Source organism: Peribacillus frigoritolerans (genome assembly GCF_030676415.1).
GTDB lineage: Bacteria > Bacillota > Bacilli > Bacillales > DSM-1321 > Peribacillus > Peribacillus frigoritolerans_A.
In genome coordinates, this window is record NZ_JAUUTW010000033.1 from 23,839 (window position 1) to 45,168 (window position 21,330).

Sequence of the window (21,330 nt, forward strand, 5' to 3'; positions counted from 1 at the left end):
CACCTTTAAAATTATAATGGCATGTCCAAGGTTACTGTTCCATTTGTCTAGCTAGGAAACTTGCTGCTGTTTCAACCGATTTCTGTTCCACTTCACCAATGGTACTATCTTTAGAGAAAATCAAGACGGCACCAATCGGGTCGCCACTCGCAATGATCGGAGCTGCAGTATAAGATTGAACCTCTTCATCATTGGAATCAACAAATGAAATTTGTCCGTTTGGAGACTCCAGGACAGGATTTCTTTCTTCCATGATTTTTTCCACTAGTTCACTAACGCTTTTATTTAAGTATTCTTTTTTGGAGCCGCCTGCCACTGCAATGTAAGTATCCCTGTCACAAATCATAACTGGGTTTCCAAGGCTATCATAAAGTGCTTCTGCATATTCCCTTGCAAAATCGCCTAACTCACTAATAGGAGAGTATTTCTTTAGGATGACTTCTCCATCTCTATCCACAAATATTTCCAGTGGATCTCCTTCACGAATACGGAGGGTCCTGCGAATTTCTTTCGGGATGACGACTCTTCCTAAATCATCAATTCGGCGAACGATACCAGTTGCTTTCATCTAATGTTGCCTCACTTTCATCTAATTGATTTGATAAATCCTCATTTTGTAGCAAAATCATCACCAGCTATTGTACTTAGTATTTTTCTAATGGTAAGTTCTATGCACTTTGAAAAAATTTTTCTTTTTGTTGCATTTTTTTACCATGGTACCTAAAAAAATTTCTTCAAGAGGACAATCATTCATTTCAGTTTTTTGTGGCTTGCGTCTCTTTTTTTACATACTGTAAACCTTTGGTCATCTCGAATAAGATATTAAGCCATTTGCTTTGTTCTACGCCTTTTATGTGCAGGACCAGCTTCATTCGATTGCCGTCCATGCCGAAGCCCACCATACGGCCATACTTCGATCCCAGCTCGAACACCTTTTGTCCATCCACATTGCTGCTGACCTTTTCCCTAAGGAGAATGCTGATTTCCTGCTTTAATTGTTTGATGCTTTCAATTCCGGCCTTTTCAGCATATACCTTCATTTCGGCAATCATGAATAAATAAGAAACTTCTTCTGGATATTCTCCGAAACGATCGATCATTTCATCCTGTAATTCTTCCACTTCTTCAAGCGAAGCAATACCTCTGAACCTTTTATACATTTCTATTTTCTGATGTCCATCCATTATGTAGGCATCAGGGATATAAGCATCCACTTCAACGTCAATTTCCAGGATATTCTTTTCTTCGGCTGGTTGGTCATTACGTTTCGCATCTACAGCTTCTTTCAACATTTGTGAATACAGATCAAAACCAACTGAATCGATGAAGCCATGTTGTTGAGCCCCTAGAATGTTTCCAGCTCCCCTGATGGATAAATCACGCATCGCGATTTTGAACCCTGAACCCAATTCTGTAAATTCCTTAATGGATTGAAGACGTTTTTCTGCCACTTCCGTCAACACTTTATCTTTCCTATAAGTGAAGAATGCATATGCCACCCGATTGGATCGCCCTACACGGCCACGCAGCTGATAAAGCTGTGAAAGTCCCATTCTATCTGCTTCATTCACGATAAGCGTATTGACATTCGGGATATCAACACCCGTCTCTATAATGGTTGTACTTACCAAAACATCATATTCGCCTTCTAAAAAGCCGAACATGACGGCTTCCAGTTCTTGCTCTGTCATTTGCCCATGAGCATAGGTGACACGGGCATCGGGCACCAGCATGGAAATTTCTTCTGCTTTTCTTGCTATATCCTCTACCCGATTGTAGAGGAAATAAACCTGACCACCCCTGGCCAATTCCCGTTCTATGGCTTCCGTTACCAACGATCCATTATACTCCATGACATAAGTTTGGATCGGGAACCTGTTCTCAGGCGGTGTTTCGATGACGGACAGATCCCTCACGCCCAACATGGACATATGAAGGGTCCTCGGAATCGGCGTCGCAGTCAAAGTCAGTACATCCACATTAGTTTTTAACCGTTTGATCTTTTCCTTATGTGTAACGCCAAAGCGCTGTTCTTCATCAATGATAAGCAATCCCAAATCGCGGTACACCATATCTTTGGATAAAATCCTATGCGTGCCAACCACAATATCCACCGTGCCGGCCTTTAATCCTTTAATCGTCTCCGTTTGCTGTTTTTTAGTCCTGAAACGGCTCATATGACCAATTGAAATGGGATAATCCTGAAAACGCTCCCTTAATGTTTCATAATGCTGCTGGGCGAGGATTGTGGTCGGAACAAGAAATGCAACCTGCTTGCCATCCATTATGGCTTTAAAAGCGGCCCGGATCGCCACCTCTGTCTTCCCATATCCAACATCGCCACATAATAAACGATCCATCGGCCGTTCCCGTTCCATATCCTTTTTGATTTCGATTATGGAACGTAATTGATCTTCCGTTTCGTTATAAGCGAATGATGTTTCGAATTCTCTCTGCATATCACCATCAGGTGAAAAGGCATAGCCCTTTGCCGCTTCTCTTTCTGCGTATAACTTGATTAAATCATCGGCAATGTTCTCAACGGATGATTGAACCTTACTTTTGACACGTTTCCATTCCGTTCCGCCTAGCTTATAAAGCTTCGGTTCTTTTCCTTCAGAACCGACATATTTTTGGACAAGATCAATTTGGTCGACAGGAACATACAATTTATCATCCGCTTGATAACGAATATTCAGGTAATCTTTATGGACCCCATTTATCGTAAGGGTTTCAATTCCCAAGTATTTACCGATACCGTGGTTAACATGAACGACATAGTCACCGATCTTCAGTTCGGAATAACTCTTGATTCGCTCCGCATTCGATAGTTTCTGTCTCCGTATTGATTTCTTTGACTTCTTATTAAACAATTCCGTTTCCGTAATGATACTGAATTTTTGCATAGGTAACTCAAAGCCGCTATTTAGACTTCCGCGTAAAATCTGTACTTTACCCGGAAGAATGCTGTTCGCATTAAACAGTTCTGCGGCCTCTATATCATAATCGGCTAAAACCGAATGCAGCTTTTTAACCCGTTCTTCATCCTGTCCAAGTATGACGACTGTATATTTCCCTTTTTTCCAACGTTCCAGTTCAGCTTTGAACACATTCATCTGTCCATGGAAATTTTGCATTTGTTTACTGGCAAAATTCAGGATATTCTGAGGATTCGTATGCGGTACATGCCGTAAAAACAATGAAAGGTATATAAACGGCCTGCTGGATTTCATTATTAATTCCTGCATGGGATGAGCCAATTTTATGTCATGGATAATTTGTCCCTGACTTAAAAGGTCCGTGTACCACCCAGCCTCTTCTTTTTCCAAAGAATCATTGATTTCCTGGATTCTACTGATTTCATCTAAGAAAACCAAACCATTTACCGGTAAATAATCTATCAAACTAGCTGGATCTTCATACGCTAAACTTAAGTATTTAAAGATTTTATCGGGTATATTCCCCATTTTCAGCTGTTCAAGTTCGTAACTGATCGTTTGAACCAGCTGTTCCTTGGTTTTCTCGTCTTTAAGTTTCTTCAAGCTTTTACTTAATCCGCTCTCCAGCCTTGTTATGATTCTTTCGATATGCTCCGTCTCTAGCAAAGCCTCACTGACGGGACCAATCGTCACTTTCTTGAGTTTCTCGATGGATCGCTGATCTTCGCTTGAAAAAGTCCTTATTGAATCTATTTCGGTATCGAATAATTCAATTCGTATTGGATTAGGTTCGGTGATCGGGTAAATATCGATTATACCGCCCCTGATACTGAATTCACCGGGAGAAGCAACCATTTCAGACCGGTTATAACCCATGGCAACGAATTTATTAAGCGTTGGTTCAAGTTCGATGTCTTCCCCTAAATTAAAAGCGAGCTGATGCCTCTTCCAAATATCCTTTGGGGGAAGCACACGGCGCACCCCGGGAATTGGCGCAATGACAATCCCTTTCTTTCCCTCCGCCCAAAAGTTCAATGCCTCTACACGTTGGGCCCTTAATTCCGGGCTGGCAACACTCAAATCAGCCGCAATCAATTCATTGGCTGGATATATATATAATTCTTCCTCGGGAATGAAACTGGATAAGTCCTCATGGAATTTTTGTGCTTGCAATAAATTATGGGTAACTAATAAAATAGGCCTATTCGTCTTTTCATATACGGAAGCCAGCAATAGTGATCTCGAGGAACCTGTCAGACCAGAGACGATTTGCTCCTTAAGTCCTTCATCGATGCCGGCTATTAACGAATGAACATCATCTTGTTTGGAGAACAAGTTCTGCAATCCATTCATTTTCTTTCCCCCCTCTCTTTAACGTGCGAAAAACCATTTGCTGTATTAGAACTTGGCCATTTCACCAAGCGTCCTCTTTATTAACGGCAATTTTATGTGCCCTGCCCTGGTATTCCAGACAAACGGAAAAATGCTTTGGATTTTGTCCAAAGCCCTCTCCCGCTAATGAATAATATAATCGTTTTCATATAAATCAGGGTTTCTTTGCAGCGATTCATGGCAATCTTCACATATCGCCCTTACATGCATATCCCCTTCAGAATCATAAACGATCATCTCTTGTCGCTCTTCATCGGTAAGTTGATTAAAACCTAACTGCTCCGTACTCAGTGAGTGTGCCTCGATTGAGCCCAGCTTAGTTCCGCAATGTCGGCATCGATAATGGAGAGCCATTTGGTAACCCCCTATTTAGTAATAGTGTTAGTATGTACAAAAGTAGAGGGGTTTTATTCAGCGAAACAGGAAGATATTATTCTTTACTTATAATTACTCTGTGCTTATTGGTTATATTCGTTCATGACCTGTATAAAAGGTTTTTCCATCCAGGCTTCACAAGAAGCTGCGCTTTTTTCGATCGTTGCCCCGACATGATCCCATTCTTCAGGCGAAAAACGCCCTAATACATAATCAGATACCGGAATACGGCCAATCGGGCGGCCAATGCCTATTCTGATTCGATTGAATTCTTGCGTACCCAAATGGGCAATTGAAGATTTTATCCCATTATGACCGCCTGCACTTCCTTTTTGACGAAGGCGAAGCTTCCCTGGAGGTAAATCAAGGTCATCATATATAATGACCACATCCGCGATATCCACCTTAAAGAAATGCATGACAGCCGAAATGGATTCTCCTGACAAATTCATGTAGGTTAAGGGTTTAAGCAATAAAACTTTTTCTCCCTTTACCATTCCTGTACCATATATCCCCTTATGTTTTGCTTGATCAAGTGGAATCGACCATCTTTTGGATAACTCATCTATTACTTCAAATCCGACGTTATGCCGAGTTTTTTCATATTGTCTACCTGGGTTCCCTAACCCTACAATAATTTTCATGATTCACACTCCGTCATTACGGTTATTTAGGGAGTTACGCTGGGACGAAGTTTTTCAAAGATCATTGACCTTTAGAAAAATAGTACCCTAATTTCAAGCTGGCCTGCAAGCGACCGGAGAACTAATTAGGGAAAATCCTAATTAAAGGAATCCATTACAAAAAATGGTCCAGTTTAAATGGATGCATCCAGCGATTGAAAAGACGTAACTCGTAAGAGCTACGCCTATTATATCACGATTCACTTGTTTAATCCCGGCATCATGACTCTGGTGATGCCTTGGTTTCCCTTCCTACTTCATTTTCAGGGATACCGCCATCTTGCTGTTCACCTGTACTTATTTCCTCTTCCTGACGAGGAGCCAAAACAGATGCAACGACTTCTTGACCGTCGTGGTCGATTTTAACTTGCTGATTCGTTTGGATATCGGATATGTAGATTGTATCCCCTACCTGAAGTTCGGTTACGTCAACATCGATGGATTCAGGAATGTCATTAGGTTTAGCCGTAACCGTCACTTCATGAAGAGACTGCTGAAGGACCCCACCGTCTTTCACGCCTTTACAAACACCGACAAGGTTAATGCGAACTTGTGCCTGTAATTGAGCGGACATATCTACAATTAAAAAGTCTGCATGATAAATGGAGTTCTTTATTGGATCCTTTTGATAGTCAGAGAGCATGACTTTATAACTCGTACCTTCCAAGTCCAAAGAAATGATTCCATTACGGCCTATTTCCTTTATTGTCTTTTGAAGCTCAATATTATTGACTGAAATGGCCGTACTGTCATTTTTATTGCCATATACAATCGCAGGGATTTCGCCGTTTTCTCTCAAATTCCTTAAATTAGAGTGTTTTGAATCCGTACGTTCTTTTGCAGCTAATATATTACTCATACATCCTCCGCCTTCCTAAATATGAATTACAAGTTTCTCTATATTTAACATTTCCCTAAATGGCGAATCATTAAACATGAAAGGTAAAATCCGCAGGGTGCAAGAAGAGGATAAACATATGGTAAACATAGGAATTCGCTGCAAAATCTTTTTTCATTCTTTTTTCTCTAATTCAAGCGTGAATCGATTTGTTTTCCATTTCTCCCTCACCTTGCATCACTCGGTTAAGGATTTGGGCTGCCAGTGATGAGTATTGAATGCTATCCTTTTTCCGTGGTCTCGGCAGATTGATTCCCTTATTCATGACGACTTTGCCTTCTTCGATTAATATGACACGGTCGGCAAGCATTACGGCTTCTTCAACATCATGTGTAACAAGTAAGGCAGTAAAGTCCCTTTTCCTCCATAGTTCTTCAATCAGCCTTTGCATGCCAATTCTCGTCAAAGCATCCAATGCCCCTAACGGCTCATCCAAGAGGAGAATGTCAGGTTCGTTCACCAATGCCCTCGCTAATGCAACCCTTTGTTTTTGCCCCCCGGATAAAACGGACGGCCAATCATTTGCTCGATCTGCAAGGCCCACTTGCTCCAGTAATTCCATGGCATTTGGCTTCCAATCCCCTTTTAAGCCTACCCCAATATTTTCAAGGATTTTTTTCCAAGGAAAAAGCCTTCCATCCTGAAACATCGTACGTGAAGATTTATTTAATCCATTCAACGGCTTTCCATTCACCAGTATCTGCCCGACCGTCGGCTTTTCCAGTCCTGCCACAAGACGAAGCAAGGTACTCTTTCCACAGCCACTCTTACCGACAATGGCTACGAATTCCCCTTTTTTAAATGTGAGGTCCATCCCCTTTAATACTTCACCCCCCCCAAAATCCTTTCTTACCCCCTGCAGCTCCAACGAATTTTGATATTTCATATTTATGACCTCCTCATTGGTATGATGGATGCCACTTTAAGCATCTTTTTTCAATTATTTTGGCCGCAACATCCGATATTTTTCCCAATAAGGCATATAAGAGAATACTGAGAACAACAATATCCATCCTCATGAATTCCCGGGCATTCATAGCCATATATCCTATTCCGGAATTAGCGGATATTGTTTCTGCGACAATTAATGTGACCCACATGATTCCAAAGGAGAAGCGGATGCCCACCAAAATGGATGGAAAGGCTGCAGGGAGGATCACATTCCAGAATAAAGAAAAACCACTTAACCCATAAACCCTCGCCGCTTCGATTAATTCCTTATCCACCGATTTCACTCCATGAAATGTATTTAAATAGATAGGAAATAGAACCCCTAAAGCGACAAGGAAGATTTTCGCTTCTTCTTCTATACCAAACCATAGAATCACCAGCGGTATTAGAGCTAAATGCGGAATGTTACGCAACATCTGAAGCGAGGTATCGAATAAGGTTTCAGCAATGGATGATAATCCATTTAATAAACCTAGTACAAAACCAATAATCCCGCCTATTAAAAAGCCGATGAAGGCACGCTGAGCACTGATGCCGATATAATCAATAAGTTCACCTGTCCCCAATAAAGCGACACCTGCTTGAAACACTTCAGTCGGGGCAGGCAATATCCGATCCGACAAAATCCCCCACAAAGACAGCAGCTGCCAAGTTACCAAAAGGAGAATGGGCACAAGCCATGATATGAGGTGGGACCTATTGAACTTTTTGTTTAACTTTTTCTGCATCTTCAACTTCACTTCCTTTTGTAGGGTAGTGGTCATTAGCCAGTATTTCCCCAAATGGGCTCGTAGCTTTTGAAACGGGGCCTTGCAGAAGTTCAACAGGGAGTAAAGGGAATAATAATTCCGCAACTCTGTACGCTTCTTCAAGATGAGGGTATCCAGATAAAACAAAGGATTCTATTCCTATTTCTTCATATTCCTTCATTCTGGCAGCAACATTTTCCGCACTCCCGACTAGGGCCGTACCGGCGCCCCCGCGCACAAGACCAACACCTGCCCATAGGTTAGGGCTGATTTCAAGCGAATCCCTGTTTCCGTTATGGAGTTGCGACATCCGCTTCTGGCCCACTGAATCAAACCTTTCGAAAATATTTTGTGAATTTTCAATCATTTCGTCATCCACATATTTAATGAGTTCCTCCGCCGCCCGCCAAGCCTCTTCTTCCGATTCTCTTACAATGACATGCATCCGTATCCCAAACCTGACCTCACGTCCATATTCTGCTGCCTTTTTACGTACCTTTTCAATTTTTTCAGCCACTTGCACCACGGGCTCACCCCAAGTCAAGTACACATCAATATGCTTTCCTGATATATCGATGGCCGGGTCGGATGAACCTCCGAAATAGAGCGGTGGGTACGGTTTTTGTACGGATGACAACAGGATATTCCCGCCTTCAACCTTTAGGTGCTCCCCTTCAAAGTCCACTTTAACCCCTGACATCTCCTTTCTCCAGATATCAAGAAATTCATCTGTTTGCCCATATCGTTCCTTATGATTCAGAAATACGCCATCACCCGCCAATTCGACCGGATCCCCTCCAGTTACTACATTGACTAAGAGACGTCCATTCGACAGCCGGTCGAAGCTTGAAGCCATACGCGCAGCTAAGGTTGGCGACATTAAACCCGGACGAATCGCAACTAAAAATTTCATTCTTTCCGTTGCAGAGATCAATGAAGAACCCACTACCCAAGCATCCTCACAGGACCGACCTGTTGGAAGCAAAGCCCCTTCAAAACCCAAATGATCGACTGCCTGTGCTATTTGTTTTAAATAAGGAAGCGTGATCGCCCTCCCTCCCTTTGTCGATCCTAAATAGCGACTTTCCCCATGTGATGGCAAAAACCAAAATACTTTCATTTTATTTCCCCCTTAATTTTTTTTAAGATCTGCAGAAGCATCTAAAACATTAATCTTGCTTGGAATTAATTTAAGATTAAAAAAGGTATCGGCAATCTTTTGTTGATCATCCAAAACCGTACTGGAAATCTCCTCAAGTCCATATTCTTTTCTTTTTAATGTTTTTTCCAATGCCTCCACACCCATTCCAATTTCCGGAGATAGGAATTCAGCGACGTCCCTTGGGTTTTCTTCAATCCATTTATCAACTTTTATCAGTTCTTCTTTGATAATCTTCAAAGCCTCTTCGTTCCCGGCAAATGAATCAGTTGCCAAAAAGAATTCACGATTCGCCACCAGTCCTTCTCCATCCTGAATGGTTTTCGTTTCAAGTTCCAATTCCGCCGCTGATAAAAATGGATCCCATATTACCCAGGCATCGATTTGGTTTCCTTCAAAAGCAGCCCTCGCATCTGCCGGCGGTAAGTAGACGGGCTGTATGTCATCAAGAGTAAGGCCTGCTTCCTCTAACGCTTTGACCAATAGGTAATGAACATTTGAACCTTTATTCAAGCCAACCTTCTTACCTTTTAAATCATTCACATTTTTAATGGGTGAATCCTTTTGCACGACTATAGCCTCTCCCGAAGGGTTTGCCGGCTGATTAGCAATATAGACAAGCGGTGCCTTGGCTGCTTGTGCAAATATCGGTGGCGCCTCCCCTGTGTGCCCAAAATCAATGCTGCCGACATTCAAGGCTTCAAGCAGCTGAGGTCCTGCAGGGAATTCAGTCCAGTCGACAGTATATCCCACTTCTTTTAAATGTGTTTCCAGCTCCCCTTTTGATTTTAAAATATTTAATGTCCCGAATTTTTGATAACCGATTCGGATGGTTTTATCTGATTCTTTTGCGTCAGCACTTGTGGAACTGTTCTTTTCCTGCCCACATGCACTTACTATCAGCATGAAGATGCTGAAGATGGACAGCAGCCATATCTTTCGTTTTTTCTTCATATTCCGCACACCCTTCTTAAACTATTTATATAAAAATAAAAGGCTCCTTTCCTTCACCAATAGGACAATAGGGCAAAACGATGCCTAATGTTCAATGGTAAGTGAAAAGGAGCCTTCGGTAGTCCGATCGGCATTAACCAGTATGCACTTGCGTTAGTACAGTTTTTCATTCCTTGAATATGAATTGAATTTGTATAGCCATTTTATTATTACTATTCTCATCTGTCAACTGAGAATTAAGTATCTTCTGAAACTTTTAAACGGAAACACGGCGAGCCCGAAGGCTCGCCGTGTTCTCGTTTATTTTGTTATCAATCGAATAATGTGCTGACTGATTGTTCCTCATGCACACGAATAATTGCCTCTGCAATCAAAGGTGCTACAGAAAGTCCAACAATTTTATCGATTTTCTTATCTTCAGATAGGGCAATCGTGTTAGTCACGACCAATTCCTTGATCGTTGAATTTTGAATCCTTTCGATGGCAGGACCTGAAAGGACTGGGTGTGTACAACAAGCGTACACTGCTTTAGCGCCATTCTCCACAAGGGCATTGGCCGCTAGTGTAATAGTTCCTGCAGTATCGATGATGTCATCAATCAGTATTGCTGTCTTCCCTTCAATATTACCAATGATGTTCATGACTTCAGCCACGTTCGGTCTTGGACGGCGCTTATCGATAATGGCGATCGGTGCTTTTAGGCGATCGGCCATTTTACGGGCACGTGTTACACCACCATGATCTGGGGAAACGATGACGATATCACTTAAATCTTTTTCCTTGAAGAAATCAGCTAAAATCGGAACAGCAACAAGGTGATCGATCAGAATATCGAAGAAACCTTGAATTTGTGGTGCGTGAAGATCCAATGTGATTACACGGTGGGCACCAGCCGTTTCTAAAAGATTTGCGACAAGTTTAGCTGTAATTGGTTCACGCGCACGTGCTTTACGATCTTGTCGAGCATAACCGTAATACGGCATTACAATATTGATCGTTTTAGCTGAAGCACGTTTAAGAGCATCGATCATAATTAAAAGTTCCATTAAATTTTCATTGACTGGTTGGCTTGTTGATTGGATCACGTATACGTCACAGCCACGAATACTTTCTTCGATATTAATTTGAACTTCACCGTCACTGAAACTTGTTACGCTACATTTTCCAAGTTCAACACCGATTGCAGCAGCAATTTCCTGAGCTAAATCGAAGTTTGAATTTAAAGAGAATACTTTTAAATTAGGATCTAAATACTGATTTGACATGATGACCTCCGTCGGTTATTTATTAAATTTCAAATTCTTGACATAATCTTCTTTGTTAACTTGACGAGCACGTGCAACGGATAGGGCTTCCTGCGGTACATTTTGCGTGATGGTTGACCCAGCAGCTACATATGCTCCTTCTCCTACTGTCACAGGTGCAACCAGATTAGAATTACAGCCTATGAAGACATTATCTTCAATCTTCGTCAAATGTTTATTTTTCCCGTCGTAATTCACGGTAATAGATCCGCAACCTATATTAACATTCTCCCCAACCTCTGCATCACCAATATAACTCAAATGTGAGGCCTTGCTTCCTTCGCCAAAAACGGTCTTTTTAATTTCGACAAAATTACCGATCTTAACGGAATCCTTAATATCTGATTGAGGTCTAACATGTGCGAATGGACCGATTTTAACAAAACTTCCAATACTGCTTTCGTGTACAACCGATTGGAGGACTTCCGTTCCATCACCAATTTCACAATTACTGATTTCCGTATTCGGGCCAATCAAGCAATCCTGCCCGATAATACTTTTTCCTTTAATGAATGACCCAGGGTTAATGACTGTATCCTGTCCGATTTGCACATCCGCTTCAATGAACGTTGTAAGTGGATCGATGATCGTTACACCATTCCTCATATGCGTTTCATTGATGCGGTTTCGTAAAACTTGCTCAGCCTGCGATAAAGCCACACGGTCATTCACACCCAATGTCTCCTCGAAATCACTGGATTGGAAGGCCGTCACCACTTCGCCTTCTTCTTTTAAGATTTCAATAACATCCGGCAAGTAATATTCTCCCTGGACATTTTCATTTGAAACTTTTTTCAGCGCGCTAAACAATGCTTGGTTATCGAAGCAATATGTACCGGTATTTATTTCCTTAACATATCTTTCTTCATCAGAGGCATCCTTATGCTCGACGATTTTTTCTACAAGTCCGCCTTCACCGCGAAGGACCCTTCCATAGCCAGCAGGGTTATCTGCATATGCTGTTAAGATTGTTGCTTTCGCCTGACTTTGCTCATGCAATGCTATAAGCTCTTTCATCGTTTCCGCTTTAATCAGGGGCGTATCACCGCAAATAACAAGGGTCGTACCACTTTTTACGGATAAAACGCTTTCCGCTTGCATTACAGCATGTGCCGTACCTAATTGCTGTTCTTGTAAGGCATACTTGCATGAATCACCAAGTTGTTCCTGAACTTTCTCAGCTCCATGGCCGATGACTGTTACAATATCTTCTATTTGAAGTTGATTGACTTGATCGATAACATGTTGTACCATTGGTTTCCCGCAAACAGGGTGCAAAACCTTATAAAGCTTAGATTTCATCCTAGTACCTTGCCCAGCGGCCAATATTATTGCATAGCGATTACTCATAACAGGCCTCCATTTTCACCTTTTTATCCACTAAAAATATTATCTCAAATAGTGATTCTTTTCAAGGTAACAATTAAAAGTACATATAATTGTCAACCGATTAGGTGAAAAAAATTCAATTTCCGACACCCTTACAAATGTTATTATTGGACCTTGGAGCATTATTTTACATCACGAAATTAATGATATATGCCTGGTCAATGAACAGAAACCATGTCTCCTCCCCTTTTTAACACCACCCACCCCCATTATCCCAAAACACCGCCATGATCGCGCCATGCCCTATGTATAAGCCCTCAGGAAGTACTGCAACCTTTGTTACTCCCATTCCGAAAACAAGTTACCGATTCATTTCATCTACAGGTCATTAGAGGGATATCCCTTTAATTCCACTTACATGAATTTCAATATCAGGATGAACAAAAAGGTTTAAAAAATAAAAAGGTTGGGTACTTAAACTTTGAATATATCACCTTAATTTTACAATTTAGACAATTAAAGAAAATGTCTGCATGATTAGCGGATACGTTCTAAACTTATCTGTTTATGAATAAATAAAAAAGAGCACTACTTATGAAGTAGGCTCTAGATGCACAAATTATAAATTTAAAGTTTAAAAGTAAGGTTATTTTAAGAAGCACCTGCTCCAGCTTCCTCTAATTCAGTTTCAAGTTCTCCCAATCGATGATATTCTGTCAAGACAGCTTCTTGAATTTTCCCGCGTGTCGAGGAATTGATTGGATGAGCGATATCCCGGAATTCTCCATCTGGAGTTCGTTTACTTGGCATTGCTACAAATAAACCATTGTTTCCGTCGATCACACGAATATCATGAACCACAAATTCATTATCCAGTGTAATTGATGCGATAGCTCTCATACGACCATCCGTATTCACACGGCGTAATCTTACGTCAGTTACTTCCATTTAAGCTCACCATCCCTTTTTGTTGTTGTTAAAACTTAAAGTACATATTCAACAAAAAAACGTGAACTCCTTCTATTATCTGTAATTTTTTTAGAAAATTCAGCCTAGTTTTCAAAAATACTCATAATCAAGCTTATATTATAGGAAAATTACCCATTACGAATTCCCTTAAGAAATAAAAAAAACGCCCGTTTATTTAACGAGCGCTACCACTTCTATTTCAACTAGTGCATCTTTAGGAAGCCGAGCAACCTCTACACAAGAGCGAGCAGGTTTGTGAGCAGAAAAATATTCTCCGTATATTTCATTAATCGAACCGAAATCGTCCATACTTTTAATGAATACTGTAGCCTTAATGACAGTTTCCAGTGAAGCCCCAGCTTCTTTCAATACAGCTTGGAGATTCTTAAAGACCTGGTGCGTTTGTTCCTTGACATCCCCTGTTACCATTTCACCAGAAGCAGTAAGCGGGATCTGTCCTGAACTGAAAAATAACTTATCCACGATCACGCCTTGTGAATATGGTCCGATCGCTGCCGGTGCTTCATCCGTATGTATCGTTTTCATGAAATGATTCCCCCTATTCCTTTTTCGTAAAATAATTCCCACGGCTGACCTTGATTTTTTTGTCTCTTTCGACCACCTGTGTCAACTTGATTAAAGAAACATAGTCCTCGACAAGGCACTCCTCCGTATGTTCGGATTCGACCAGCACCGCAATTCCGGCAACTGTTGCCTTGAATTCATCCAATAGACTGACCATACCGTTAATGGTACCTCCAGCCTTCATGAAATCGTCTACAATTAATACATTCGAACCCTCAACCAAGCTTCTCTTAGAGAGTACCATAGTCTGGATCCTCTTTGAAGAGCCTGAAACATAATTGATGCTCACTGTAGAACCTTCCGTTACTTTATTATTCCTACTTACAATGACAACTGGAACATTCAAATAATTTGCCACGGCGTATGCTAATGATATCCCTTTGGTTGCCATTGTCATGATGACTGAGACATTTTTCTTGGCATACATTGAGGCGATTATCCTTCCAACCTTATTCACGGTTTGCGGATGTCCTAATATGTCTGTCATATATAGATAACCGCCAGGAAGTAGCCTTTCGGGACTAGCGATCGTATCGCATAATCCGTCAATGAAGGCATTGACTTCTTCTTCCTTGATGGAAACAATATATTTCACTCCACCGGCCGCACCTGGAACGGTTGTTAAAGAACCTATCCCGCGTTGTTCAAAGGTATCTTTGATGATTGTCAAATCTTCACTGATCGAGGACTTTGCCGAACTATATCTTTCAGCAAAATAAGTCAGCGAAACAAGTTCCCCTGGATGTTCTAATAAATAATTGGTCATATCGACTAGCCTCTCGCTGCGACGAAATTTCATTGAGACACCCCCTTTGTGAATTCCGAATATTATATAGCAACTATACCACTAATGTACGTTTCTATTCAAGATTGTTTCGATCACCCAGTAAACGGACCGCATAGACTTGATCACAAAATCCGCGAAGTCCATTATAAATTCTTTGCATGCGCGAATCATGTTCCACCAAACCAAAAACGGTCGGACCACTTCCGCTCATCAAGACCGAATCTGCTCCAAATGTCTTCATTTGATCTTTAATGTTCGCAACCTCTGGGTATAACTGCAATGTCACTTGTTCCAGAACATTACCCAACCCTTCACATACATCGTGATAATTGTTTTCCATAATAGCCGAAATCATTCCAGGTACATCCGGATGCTCCATTTTTGAAGTTTGGAGCCTTTTGTATATATCTGCTGTCGAAACGCCGATCGTCGGTTTGGCCAAGATGACCCAGCATTTTGGCGGTGCAGGAAGATGCGTGATTTTTTCCCCGCGCCCTCTGGCCAATGCCGTACCTCCATATACACAAAATGAAACATCAGAGCCAATTTCAGCTCCTATTTCTGCAAGTTCATCCATGGAAAGACCAAGCTTCCACAATCTATTTAAGCCTCTCAAGGTAGCTGCGGCATCACTGCTTCCACCAGCAAGTCCTGCGGCTACAGGTATATTTTTCTCTATAGTTATAGAAACACCTTTATTGATCCCAAAACGTTCCTTTAGAATAAATGCGGCTTGATAAGCTAAATTCCGATGATCATCCGGAACAAATCGATTATGGGATAGAATTTGAATATGATTTCCCGTTATTTCCTTTAGTTCAATTCTATCGGCAAGGTCGACTGTCGTCATGATCATTTCCACCTCATGATACCCATCAGGCCGTTTGAAAAGCACATCCAAAGCCAAATTAATTTTAGCCGGGGCTTTTTCCATAAGCTTCAATATGTCCACCTACTTTAACGTTCTTAAAAGTTCTTGTCCTATTCTATCATATTTGTTTATATTCTAAAGGGTTTTTCATCGTAATTTCAATGTAATGAAGCTAAGATTGGCCCTTAGAGGAGAATAGACACATGTAGGCACATGGGAGAGCAGCTACTTCCTGCACCCCAAAAGACTTGCTACATATCCATATAGCATTCACCGATACATAAAAAAACCAGACTCCTTAACTACAATGTAAGCAAAAATGAATAGAGCTATACATTGTATAAAGAGTCCGGCTTCCTTCAACATGACGGCATGATACAATTAAGTGTTTTATCTTACTCTTTGTTCACCAATTGACGTTGTGCTTTTTCGATGGCAAGTTTTACCATGTTTCCTGCGTCCCTGGCCCGGATTCCTCCCCAGCCTTCTTTCTGGACAACATCGTAAAATCCAAGTTCTTTAGCCAATTCCTCTTTAAGATCATTTGACATAATCCCTTTTTTCCTGCTCAAGCGAAGCAACCCCTTTCACATGCCGTCACATGCATAGTGTTTGCATCATACGCTATTTCATTACATCCTTTTTAAGCCTTTATTGGAGCTCACAGGATATTCTATACAAAACAAAAAGCAGCAAACAAAGTTGTTCGCTGCCTCGTCTAAGTTACATCTCTTGTTGTTTGTTTAAAAATGTTAGTTCTACGGTTTCCGTTAAAACATCCGCATAGCTGTAAGATACTCTTTCAAACGCATTTTCATCTTGGTCGAGCTCAATTACAAAAACAGCCGGATAAGTTTCCGCCAAAGTTCCAAATCGTTCTACAGTCTTTCTTCTTCCACCGTTTGCTTTTAAGAGCAATCTTTTACCTAGGTTTGAATCAAGTGCAGTTTTAATATCAGCTAGAGTTTTTGGCATTTTCGGTCCACCTCACTAAGTTAAGTATATCACAATTTACAAATATACGCAAACAAAATAATAAATTATATCAGCACTTAAAAATGTAGTCAATATATTTTTATCTGAAATTCGGCAAAATCGCGAACAATTTTATTATATCCTGGGAAATGAAAAATTATGTAAACGAACTATACCATTATTTATTAAGCCGAATTTTCGTAATTAAATCATTACCTAGTGACATTACTCCCCAAAAAACCAGTTTTTTGGGGAGGATATCCGAATTCTTCCCCACCAAAAGCAAGCTGCATTCTTTCAAAATGCAGCTCGTTCATTCTTCCTGAAATGGCTTGAAAGGCAACCCGGTCCGTAACACCCCTTTTGTCTCAATTCCCCCCAACCCCTTCTCTCCCGTTAATGTATTCCGAAGGACATCCCATACATGAATATGTTCGGAAAAAGGCGTAAAGCTTATCTTTCCGACGATGTATACCGGATCAAGAGCATGTATATTAACACGGGAAGGAGAACTTGCAAAATTTGCCCCCGCTTGGATCAGCGATTCAAAATGCGACTGACAAGCCCCGGCAAATATAATCAGTTGGTCTAAATGAGAAACCCTCCTTCGCGCTTCCCTAACTGTCTGTACAAAATCCTTTGAGTGACGGTAGGCATTAATATCGGACATCGATCCTTTTGATTTTGAATAGGCATCATGACCGGTGACAACTAGAATGTCCGGCCGATAATGGTCCAACAACCCCCCGATTCTTTGGGGCATTTCCTTTTCATTGCAATAGATGCCATTGACCGGAATACCGAATTTCTGATATAGATCCATGCATTTCCTTAAGTAAGATGCATCCCCATCCACATGGAGGACCCTGCCTGGTATCTGAAAATATTCACCGCTATACCGATAGCCATTACTGGATTGATAGCCATTTTTTTGTTGTTGCAGCTCTAGATCTTGTGTTAATAAGCGGTAAGATTGTTCTTGAAGTACCTCATTCGACCTTTGTCGATCATTTCTTTCATTATCATTAATAATCATTAAATCTTGAAAAGGTGCATCTGCAATCAGTCGGATATCTTCCCCATAAAGAATAGCTTCACGCCTTCCGTCAATATCACGGATATCGATTACCCGGAACAACACGTCACATTTATAAGAAACCCGACCAACAATATCGTTTATTTGAATATTCATGGCCCCACCCCATGAGAAGACTTATTTTCAGCCCGCCCTAGTTTATTTTCATTCTTAAGTTATGCGAACCATTCTTGATTGGTGAAAGATAGAGATTGCTTACATTTTCGGGTACATCCCCTCATGATGGGCCACTTTTAAAATAAAAAAAGCCGGAAGCTGGGAGTGACCCCATTCCGACTTGAATCTTCACATTTTCTTTATTTGAAATTCGGCAATAACGCATCACTTAAGCGGCCAAATTCTTGGATGCTCAGTGTTTCGCCCCGTCTGGAAGGATCTACTTCTGCGGCCTCGAGAGCGGCAAGTATGAGTTCTTTTTTCGATTTGCCATCTGGCAGCTGACTGGTTAAGTTATTTAAAATCGTTTTCCGACGCTGTGCAAAGCTCGCCCGGGTCACAGTGAATAAGAAATCCTCATCCAGGACCTCGACGATTGGCTTAACGCGCCTAGTAAGGCGGATTACAGCTGAATCAACATTAGGCTGAGGCATGAATACCGTTTTGGGTACTATCATCACTGTTTCTGCTTCAGTATAATATTGAATGGCAATGGATAAAGAACCGTATTCCTTTGTCCCAGGTTTTGCGGCAATTCGATCAGCCACTTCCTTTTGCAGCATGCACACGATGCCTCTAATGGGCAGGTCCTCGGACAATAGCTTTAAAATGATGGGCGTCGTGACATAGTATGGCAAATTTGCAACAACCATCAGGTCCGAGAAGCCGGCAAATTCCTCCTCGATGACCTTCTTGACATCAGCCTTGAGAACATCCCCGTGAATGATGTTTACATTATTATAGGGAGACAGTGTATCCGATAAGATGGGCAGTAGACGCTGATCAATCTCAATGGCCGCAACCTTTTTGCTGCTTTTCGCCAGTTGTTCCGTCAAAGCCCCGATTCCCGGCCCAATTTCGATGGCGCCGCTTTCCTCTGTCAAATTGGCATGTTCGACAATACGTTTCAAGATATTCGTATCGATTAAAAAGTTTTGGCCTAAGCTCTTTTTAAAGGAGAATCCATATTTCTTTAATATTTCTTTCGTTCTGACAGGGGTTGCAATATCCTTATTCATTTTTTTCCTCCTGAATTATCTGTACCATCGCTTTCTCAAAAGCCTCAGTTGATATTTGGAACATTTTTAGTCTCTTATATAACTGTTTACCATTGGTAAACCCGATTTTTAAAATAGATCCAAGTTTTTCCCTTCGTTCCTTGGCACCGGATCCCCCGATTAAACCTGCATCTATTAAATCCTGCTGTGAAATCTCTTCTGAAGCCTCTTCATCCATTAATTGGGCATCCTTTAAAGCATTACGAATTGCGTCAGGAGAAGCATGTTCCACCCCAATTCCTCTACCTGACTTAGGAAGGGCTTCCTTCTTCGTTAAAAAGGCGTGTTTACAGCCTTTTACTTGTTCTGAAATTATATTCCTGATTTTTTGGCCAGGAAAATCAGGGTCTGTGAAAATGATGGCTCCACGTGTCTTTTGTGCAAGCCTCACCTGCTCAATACAGGACTCATTGACCGCGGAACCGTTGGTTTCTATTGTATCAGCATTAACAGCCCTTTTTATCGCCACCGTATCGTCTTTTCCTTCTACAACAATAATTTCTTTAATCTTTTTCATGGTTTCCTCCATACAGAAAAGCGCAAGCGCTTTGATTAGCTCTTGGATAAACGTAACAGGTCCCCCGTAAAATTTTCTGGATAGAGAATCCAGTCAAGATCATTTATGAAAGTTTACACGCATATATTGAAATCTTATGGAATAGTGAAACGTCTATCTTATTAAAACAGTTTTACATAGGGTTTTTCAACAAATGGAAAATAAAACGCAAAAAACAGGAGACGAATTCATCTCCTGCGAGAGAAACCTTATTAGTCCAATACGCGAACCTTTACCCTCTTTACACCCCAGCGATAGGCATCATTTTTTGAGGAAAAGAAGACGTCAATCCTATTTCCCTTTATTGCTCCGCCTTTGTCAGCAGCTACAGCATAGCCGTATCCCTCTACATATACTTTCGACCCCATAGGAATTACGCTTGGATCGACAGCAATGATTTTCGCACCCGGATTACTCTTTAGATCTACGCCTGTGGACGTGACACCGGAACAGCCCTTACAACTGGCAGTATAAGCAGTTGATGATACGTATATTTCTTTTCCACTTGAAGAACTAACGTTAGTTACTCCGCGTGATGCCTGGGCAACCGTCGTTCGAGTTCCGACCGTTATAACTTTATCCTGCTTTTCATTAACTACTTTTTCTGAAAGTAATTCTCTTTTGACCTCTTTGCCATTTTCTTTAATAACTGCATATTTCTTAGAAACGAGTCCGTCTTTTCCTTCTTTGACAATTTTCTCTTTCCCTTTTGATAAAGAGTCATCTTTTTTAGTTATGACAGCAAAGTCAACTGGTTCTTCCACTACATCGGTGACTTTTTCAATTCGAACTACGTTTACCGTATTCTCAGCTTCAACTTTTTCGGTTAATTCTGGCTCAACTCGATCCAAATCATTGAGTTTTACCCCTTGTTGCTTTAAAAAGTCAGCGACAGTAGTCGAAGTTGACCAAACCTGCTTTTCGTCTCCACCTACCACTAATTTCAGTGAAAAGGCTTTGTCTATGGCAACTTCCATATTCGCTTTCAGCTTCGTATTTTTTGAAGGGGTGATCTTATCCTGTTCCTTCACACTAAGATCTTGGTCTTTTAAAAGTTCGTTTACCGTATCGGCGGTGGACCAAACTTCCTTCCTCTTACCATCCTGTACCATGACGATTTTTTGTGCAGGCTTCCAAACCACCTCTAAATCATCGTCCACCTTTGCATTTCTTGATGGGTGGACATAGTCTGCGGCTTGAACGGTAATCTCTAAATCTTCCAACATATCATTTACAGTAGCCGCGTGTGTACGCACTACCTCTTTTTTTCCGTCTAGCATGATTGTTACTGTATCCTTTGTTCCTTGATATATTAGTATTCCCAATGCTGCAGAAACAAGAATAGCACTGCAAATGGCAATTGCCATTCTCTTCTTCCCAAAAGGTTTGGGAATAAGGTTTTTCATAGTTTTTAATAGAATGAAAAACTCCTCCTTCCTCCCGGTGATTATATAGACTTAGTTATCAAGCTGTCAACCCATTCACTTCTCATTCAGGAAATTACTACCTATTATGCATATTCCATATGGAAAAGGAAAGGGCGA

The 21,330-nt window shown here is 41.1% G+C and carries 21 protein-coding genes; all 21 read right to left on the bottom strand.

Features of this window, described 5'->3' with window-relative positions; genetic code table 11:
- Positions 1 to 31 precede the first annotated feature (31 nt).
- Complete coding sequence (spoVT, locus tag Q8G36_RS23305; protein WP_063235918.1) at positions 32 to 568, bottom strand: stage V sporulation protein T; 537 nt, start codon at positions 566 to 568, stop codon at positions 32 to 34.
- A 187-nt stretch (positions 569 to 755) separates the two neighbouring features.
- Positions 756 to 4,292, bottom strand: a complete 3,537-nt coding sequence (gene mfd, locus Q8G36_RS23310) for a transcription-repair coupling factor (protein ID WP_305162174.1) — start codon at positions 4,290 to 4,292, stop codon at positions 756 to 758.
- A 162-nt stretch (positions 4,293 to 4,454) separates the two neighbouring features.
- Positions 4,455 to 4,685 carry an anti-sigma-F factor Fin family protein gene (locus Q8G36_RS23315; RefSeq protein WP_034316319.1) on the bottom strand — a complete coding sequence of 77 codons (231 nt, stop codon included), beginning with the start codon at positions 4,683 to 4,685 and terminating at the stop codon, positions 4,455 to 4,457.
- Positions 4,686 to 4,789: 104 nt separating this feature from the next.
- Entirely contained in the window at positions 4,790 to 5,350 is a 561-nt protein-coding gene (gene pth / locus Q8G36_RS23320; protein ID WP_305162173.1) for an aminoacyl-tRNA hydrolase, read from the bottom strand.
- 259 nt (positions 5,351 to 5,609) lie between these two features.
- Positions 5,610 to 6,248: a 50S ribosomal protein L25/general stress protein Ctc gene (locus Q8G36_RS23325; RefSeq protein ID WP_305162172.1), complete on the bottom strand. Its 639-nt coding sequence runs from the start codon at positions 6,246 to 6,248 to the stop codon at positions 5,610 to 5,612.
- Positions 6,249 to 6,420: 172 nt separating this feature from the next.
- Positions 6,421 to 7,173: an ATP-binding cassette domain-containing protein gene (locus Q8G36_RS23330; RefSeq protein ID WP_305162171.1), complete on the bottom strand. Its 753-nt coding sequence runs from the start codon at positions 7,171 to 7,173 to the stop codon at positions 6,421 to 6,423.
- Positions 7,174 to 7,186: 13 nt separating this feature from the next.
- A complete protein-coding gene (ssuC, locus tag Q8G36_RS23335; RefSeq protein WP_305162170.1) occupies positions 7,187 to 7,966 on the bottom strand; it encodes an aliphatic sulfonate ABC transporter permease SsuC in 780 nt (259 codons plus the stop codon).
- Positions 7,935 to 9,107, bottom strand: coding sequence for an FMNH2-dependent alkanesulfonate monooxygenase (gene ssuD / locus Q8G36_RS23340; RefSeq protein ID WP_305162169.1), 1,173 nt, complete (start codon positions 9,105 to 9,107; stop codon positions 7,935 to 7,937). Before ssuD ends, ssuC begins: the two co-directional genes overlap by 32 nt.
- 12 nt (positions 9,108 to 9,119) lie before the next feature.
- Complete coding sequence (locus Q8G36_RS23345) at positions 9,120 to 10,100, bottom strand: sulfonate ABC transporter substrate-binding protein (protein WP_305162168.1); 981 nt, start codon at positions 10,098 to 10,100, stop codon at positions 9,120 to 9,122.
- 311 nt (positions 10,101 to 10,411) lie between these two features.
- On the bottom strand, positions 10,412 to 11,365 hold the full coding sequence (locus Q8G36_RS23350; protein WP_289314093.1) for a ribose-phosphate diphosphokinase: 954 nt from the start codon (positions 11,363 to 11,365) through the stop codon (positions 10,412 to 10,414).
- 15 nt (positions 11,366 to 11,380) lie between these two features.
- The gene (gene glmU, locus Q8G36_RS23355; protein WP_305162167.1) at positions 11,381 to 12,754 is read right to left on the bottom strand and encodes a bifunctional UDP-N-acetylglucosamine diphosphorylase/glucosamine-1-phosphate N-acetyltransferase GlmU; all 1,374 of its coding nucleotides are present in this window, start codon (positions 12,752 to 12,754) and stop codon (positions 11,381 to 11,383) included.
- A gap of 630 nt (positions 12,755 to 13,384) precedes the next feature.
- The gene (spoVG, locus tag Q8G36_RS23360) at positions 13,385 to 13,681 is read right to left on the bottom strand and encodes a septation regulator SpoVG (RefSeq protein WP_034316332.1); all 297 of its coding nucleotides are present in this window, start codon (positions 13,679 to 13,681) and stop codon (positions 13,385 to 13,387) included.
- 192 nt (positions 13,682 to 13,873) lie between these two features.
- The gene (locus Q8G36_RS23365; protein ID WP_053537019.1) at positions 13,874 to 14,248 is read right to left on the bottom strand and encodes a RidA family protein; all 375 of its coding nucleotides are present in this window, start codon (positions 14,246 to 14,248) and stop codon (positions 13,874 to 13,876) included.
- A gap of 13 nt (positions 14,249 to 14,261) precedes the next feature.
- Positions 14,262 to 15,086 carry a pur operon repressor gene (gene purR / locus Q8G36_RS23370; protein ID WP_048690004.1) on the bottom strand — a complete coding sequence of 275 codons (825 nt, stop codon included), beginning with the start codon at positions 15,084 to 15,086 and terminating at the stop codon, positions 14,262 to 14,264.
- A 61-nt stretch (positions 15,087 to 15,147) separates the two neighbouring features.
- Positions 15,148 to 16,017, bottom strand: a complete 870-nt coding sequence (gene ispE / locus Q8G36_RS23375; protein ID WP_034316338.1) for a 4-(cytidine 5'-diphospho)-2-C-methyl-D-erythritol kinase — start codon at positions 16,015 to 16,017, stop codon at positions 15,148 to 15,150.
- 323 nt (positions 16,018 to 16,340) lie between these two features.
- Positions 16,341 to 16,517, bottom strand: coding sequence for a small, acid-soluble spore protein, alpha/beta type (locus tag Q8G36_RS23380; RefSeq protein WP_034316340.1), 177 nt, complete (start codon positions 16,515 to 16,517; stop codon positions 16,341 to 16,343).
- Between the two features lie 151 nt (positions 16,518 to 16,668).
- Positions 16,669 to 16,920, bottom strand: a complete 252-nt coding sequence (veg, locus tag Q8G36_RS23385) for a biofilm formation stimulator Veg (protein WP_034316343.1) — start codon at positions 16,918 to 16,920, stop codon at positions 16,669 to 16,671.
- Between the two features lie 313 nt (positions 16,921 to 17,233).
- Positions 17,234 to 18,112 (bottom strand): sporulation peptidase YabG, encoded by an 879-nt coding sequence (gene yabG / locus Q8G36_RS23390; protein ID WP_305162166.1) that lies wholly within the window; start codon positions 18,110 to 18,112, stop codon positions 17,234 to 17,236.
- A 200-nt stretch (positions 18,113 to 18,312) separates the two neighbouring features.
- Entirely contained in the window at positions 18,313 to 19,191 is an 879-nt protein-coding gene (gene rsmA, locus Q8G36_RS23395) for a 16S rRNA (adenine(1518)-N(6)/adenine(1519)-N(6))-dimethyltransferase RsmA (protein WP_305162165.1), read from the bottom strand.
- On the bottom strand, positions 19,184 to 19,747 hold the full coding sequence (gene rnmV, locus Q8G36_RS23400; RefSeq protein WP_305162164.1) for a ribonuclease M5: 564 nt from the start codon (positions 19,745 to 19,747) through the stop codon (positions 19,184 to 19,186). The genes rsmA and rnmV overlap by 8 nt, the downstream gene beginning before the upstream one ends.
- A 251-nt stretch (positions 19,748 to 19,998) precedes the next feature.
- The gene (locus Q8G36_RS23405; protein ID WP_305162163.1) at positions 19,999 to 21,153 is read right to left on the bottom strand and encodes a G5 and 3D domain-containing protein; all 1,155 of its coding nucleotides are present in this window, start codon (positions 21,151 to 21,153) and stop codon (positions 19,999 to 20,001) included.
- Between the last annotated feature and the right edge of the window lie 177 nt (positions 21,154 to 21,330).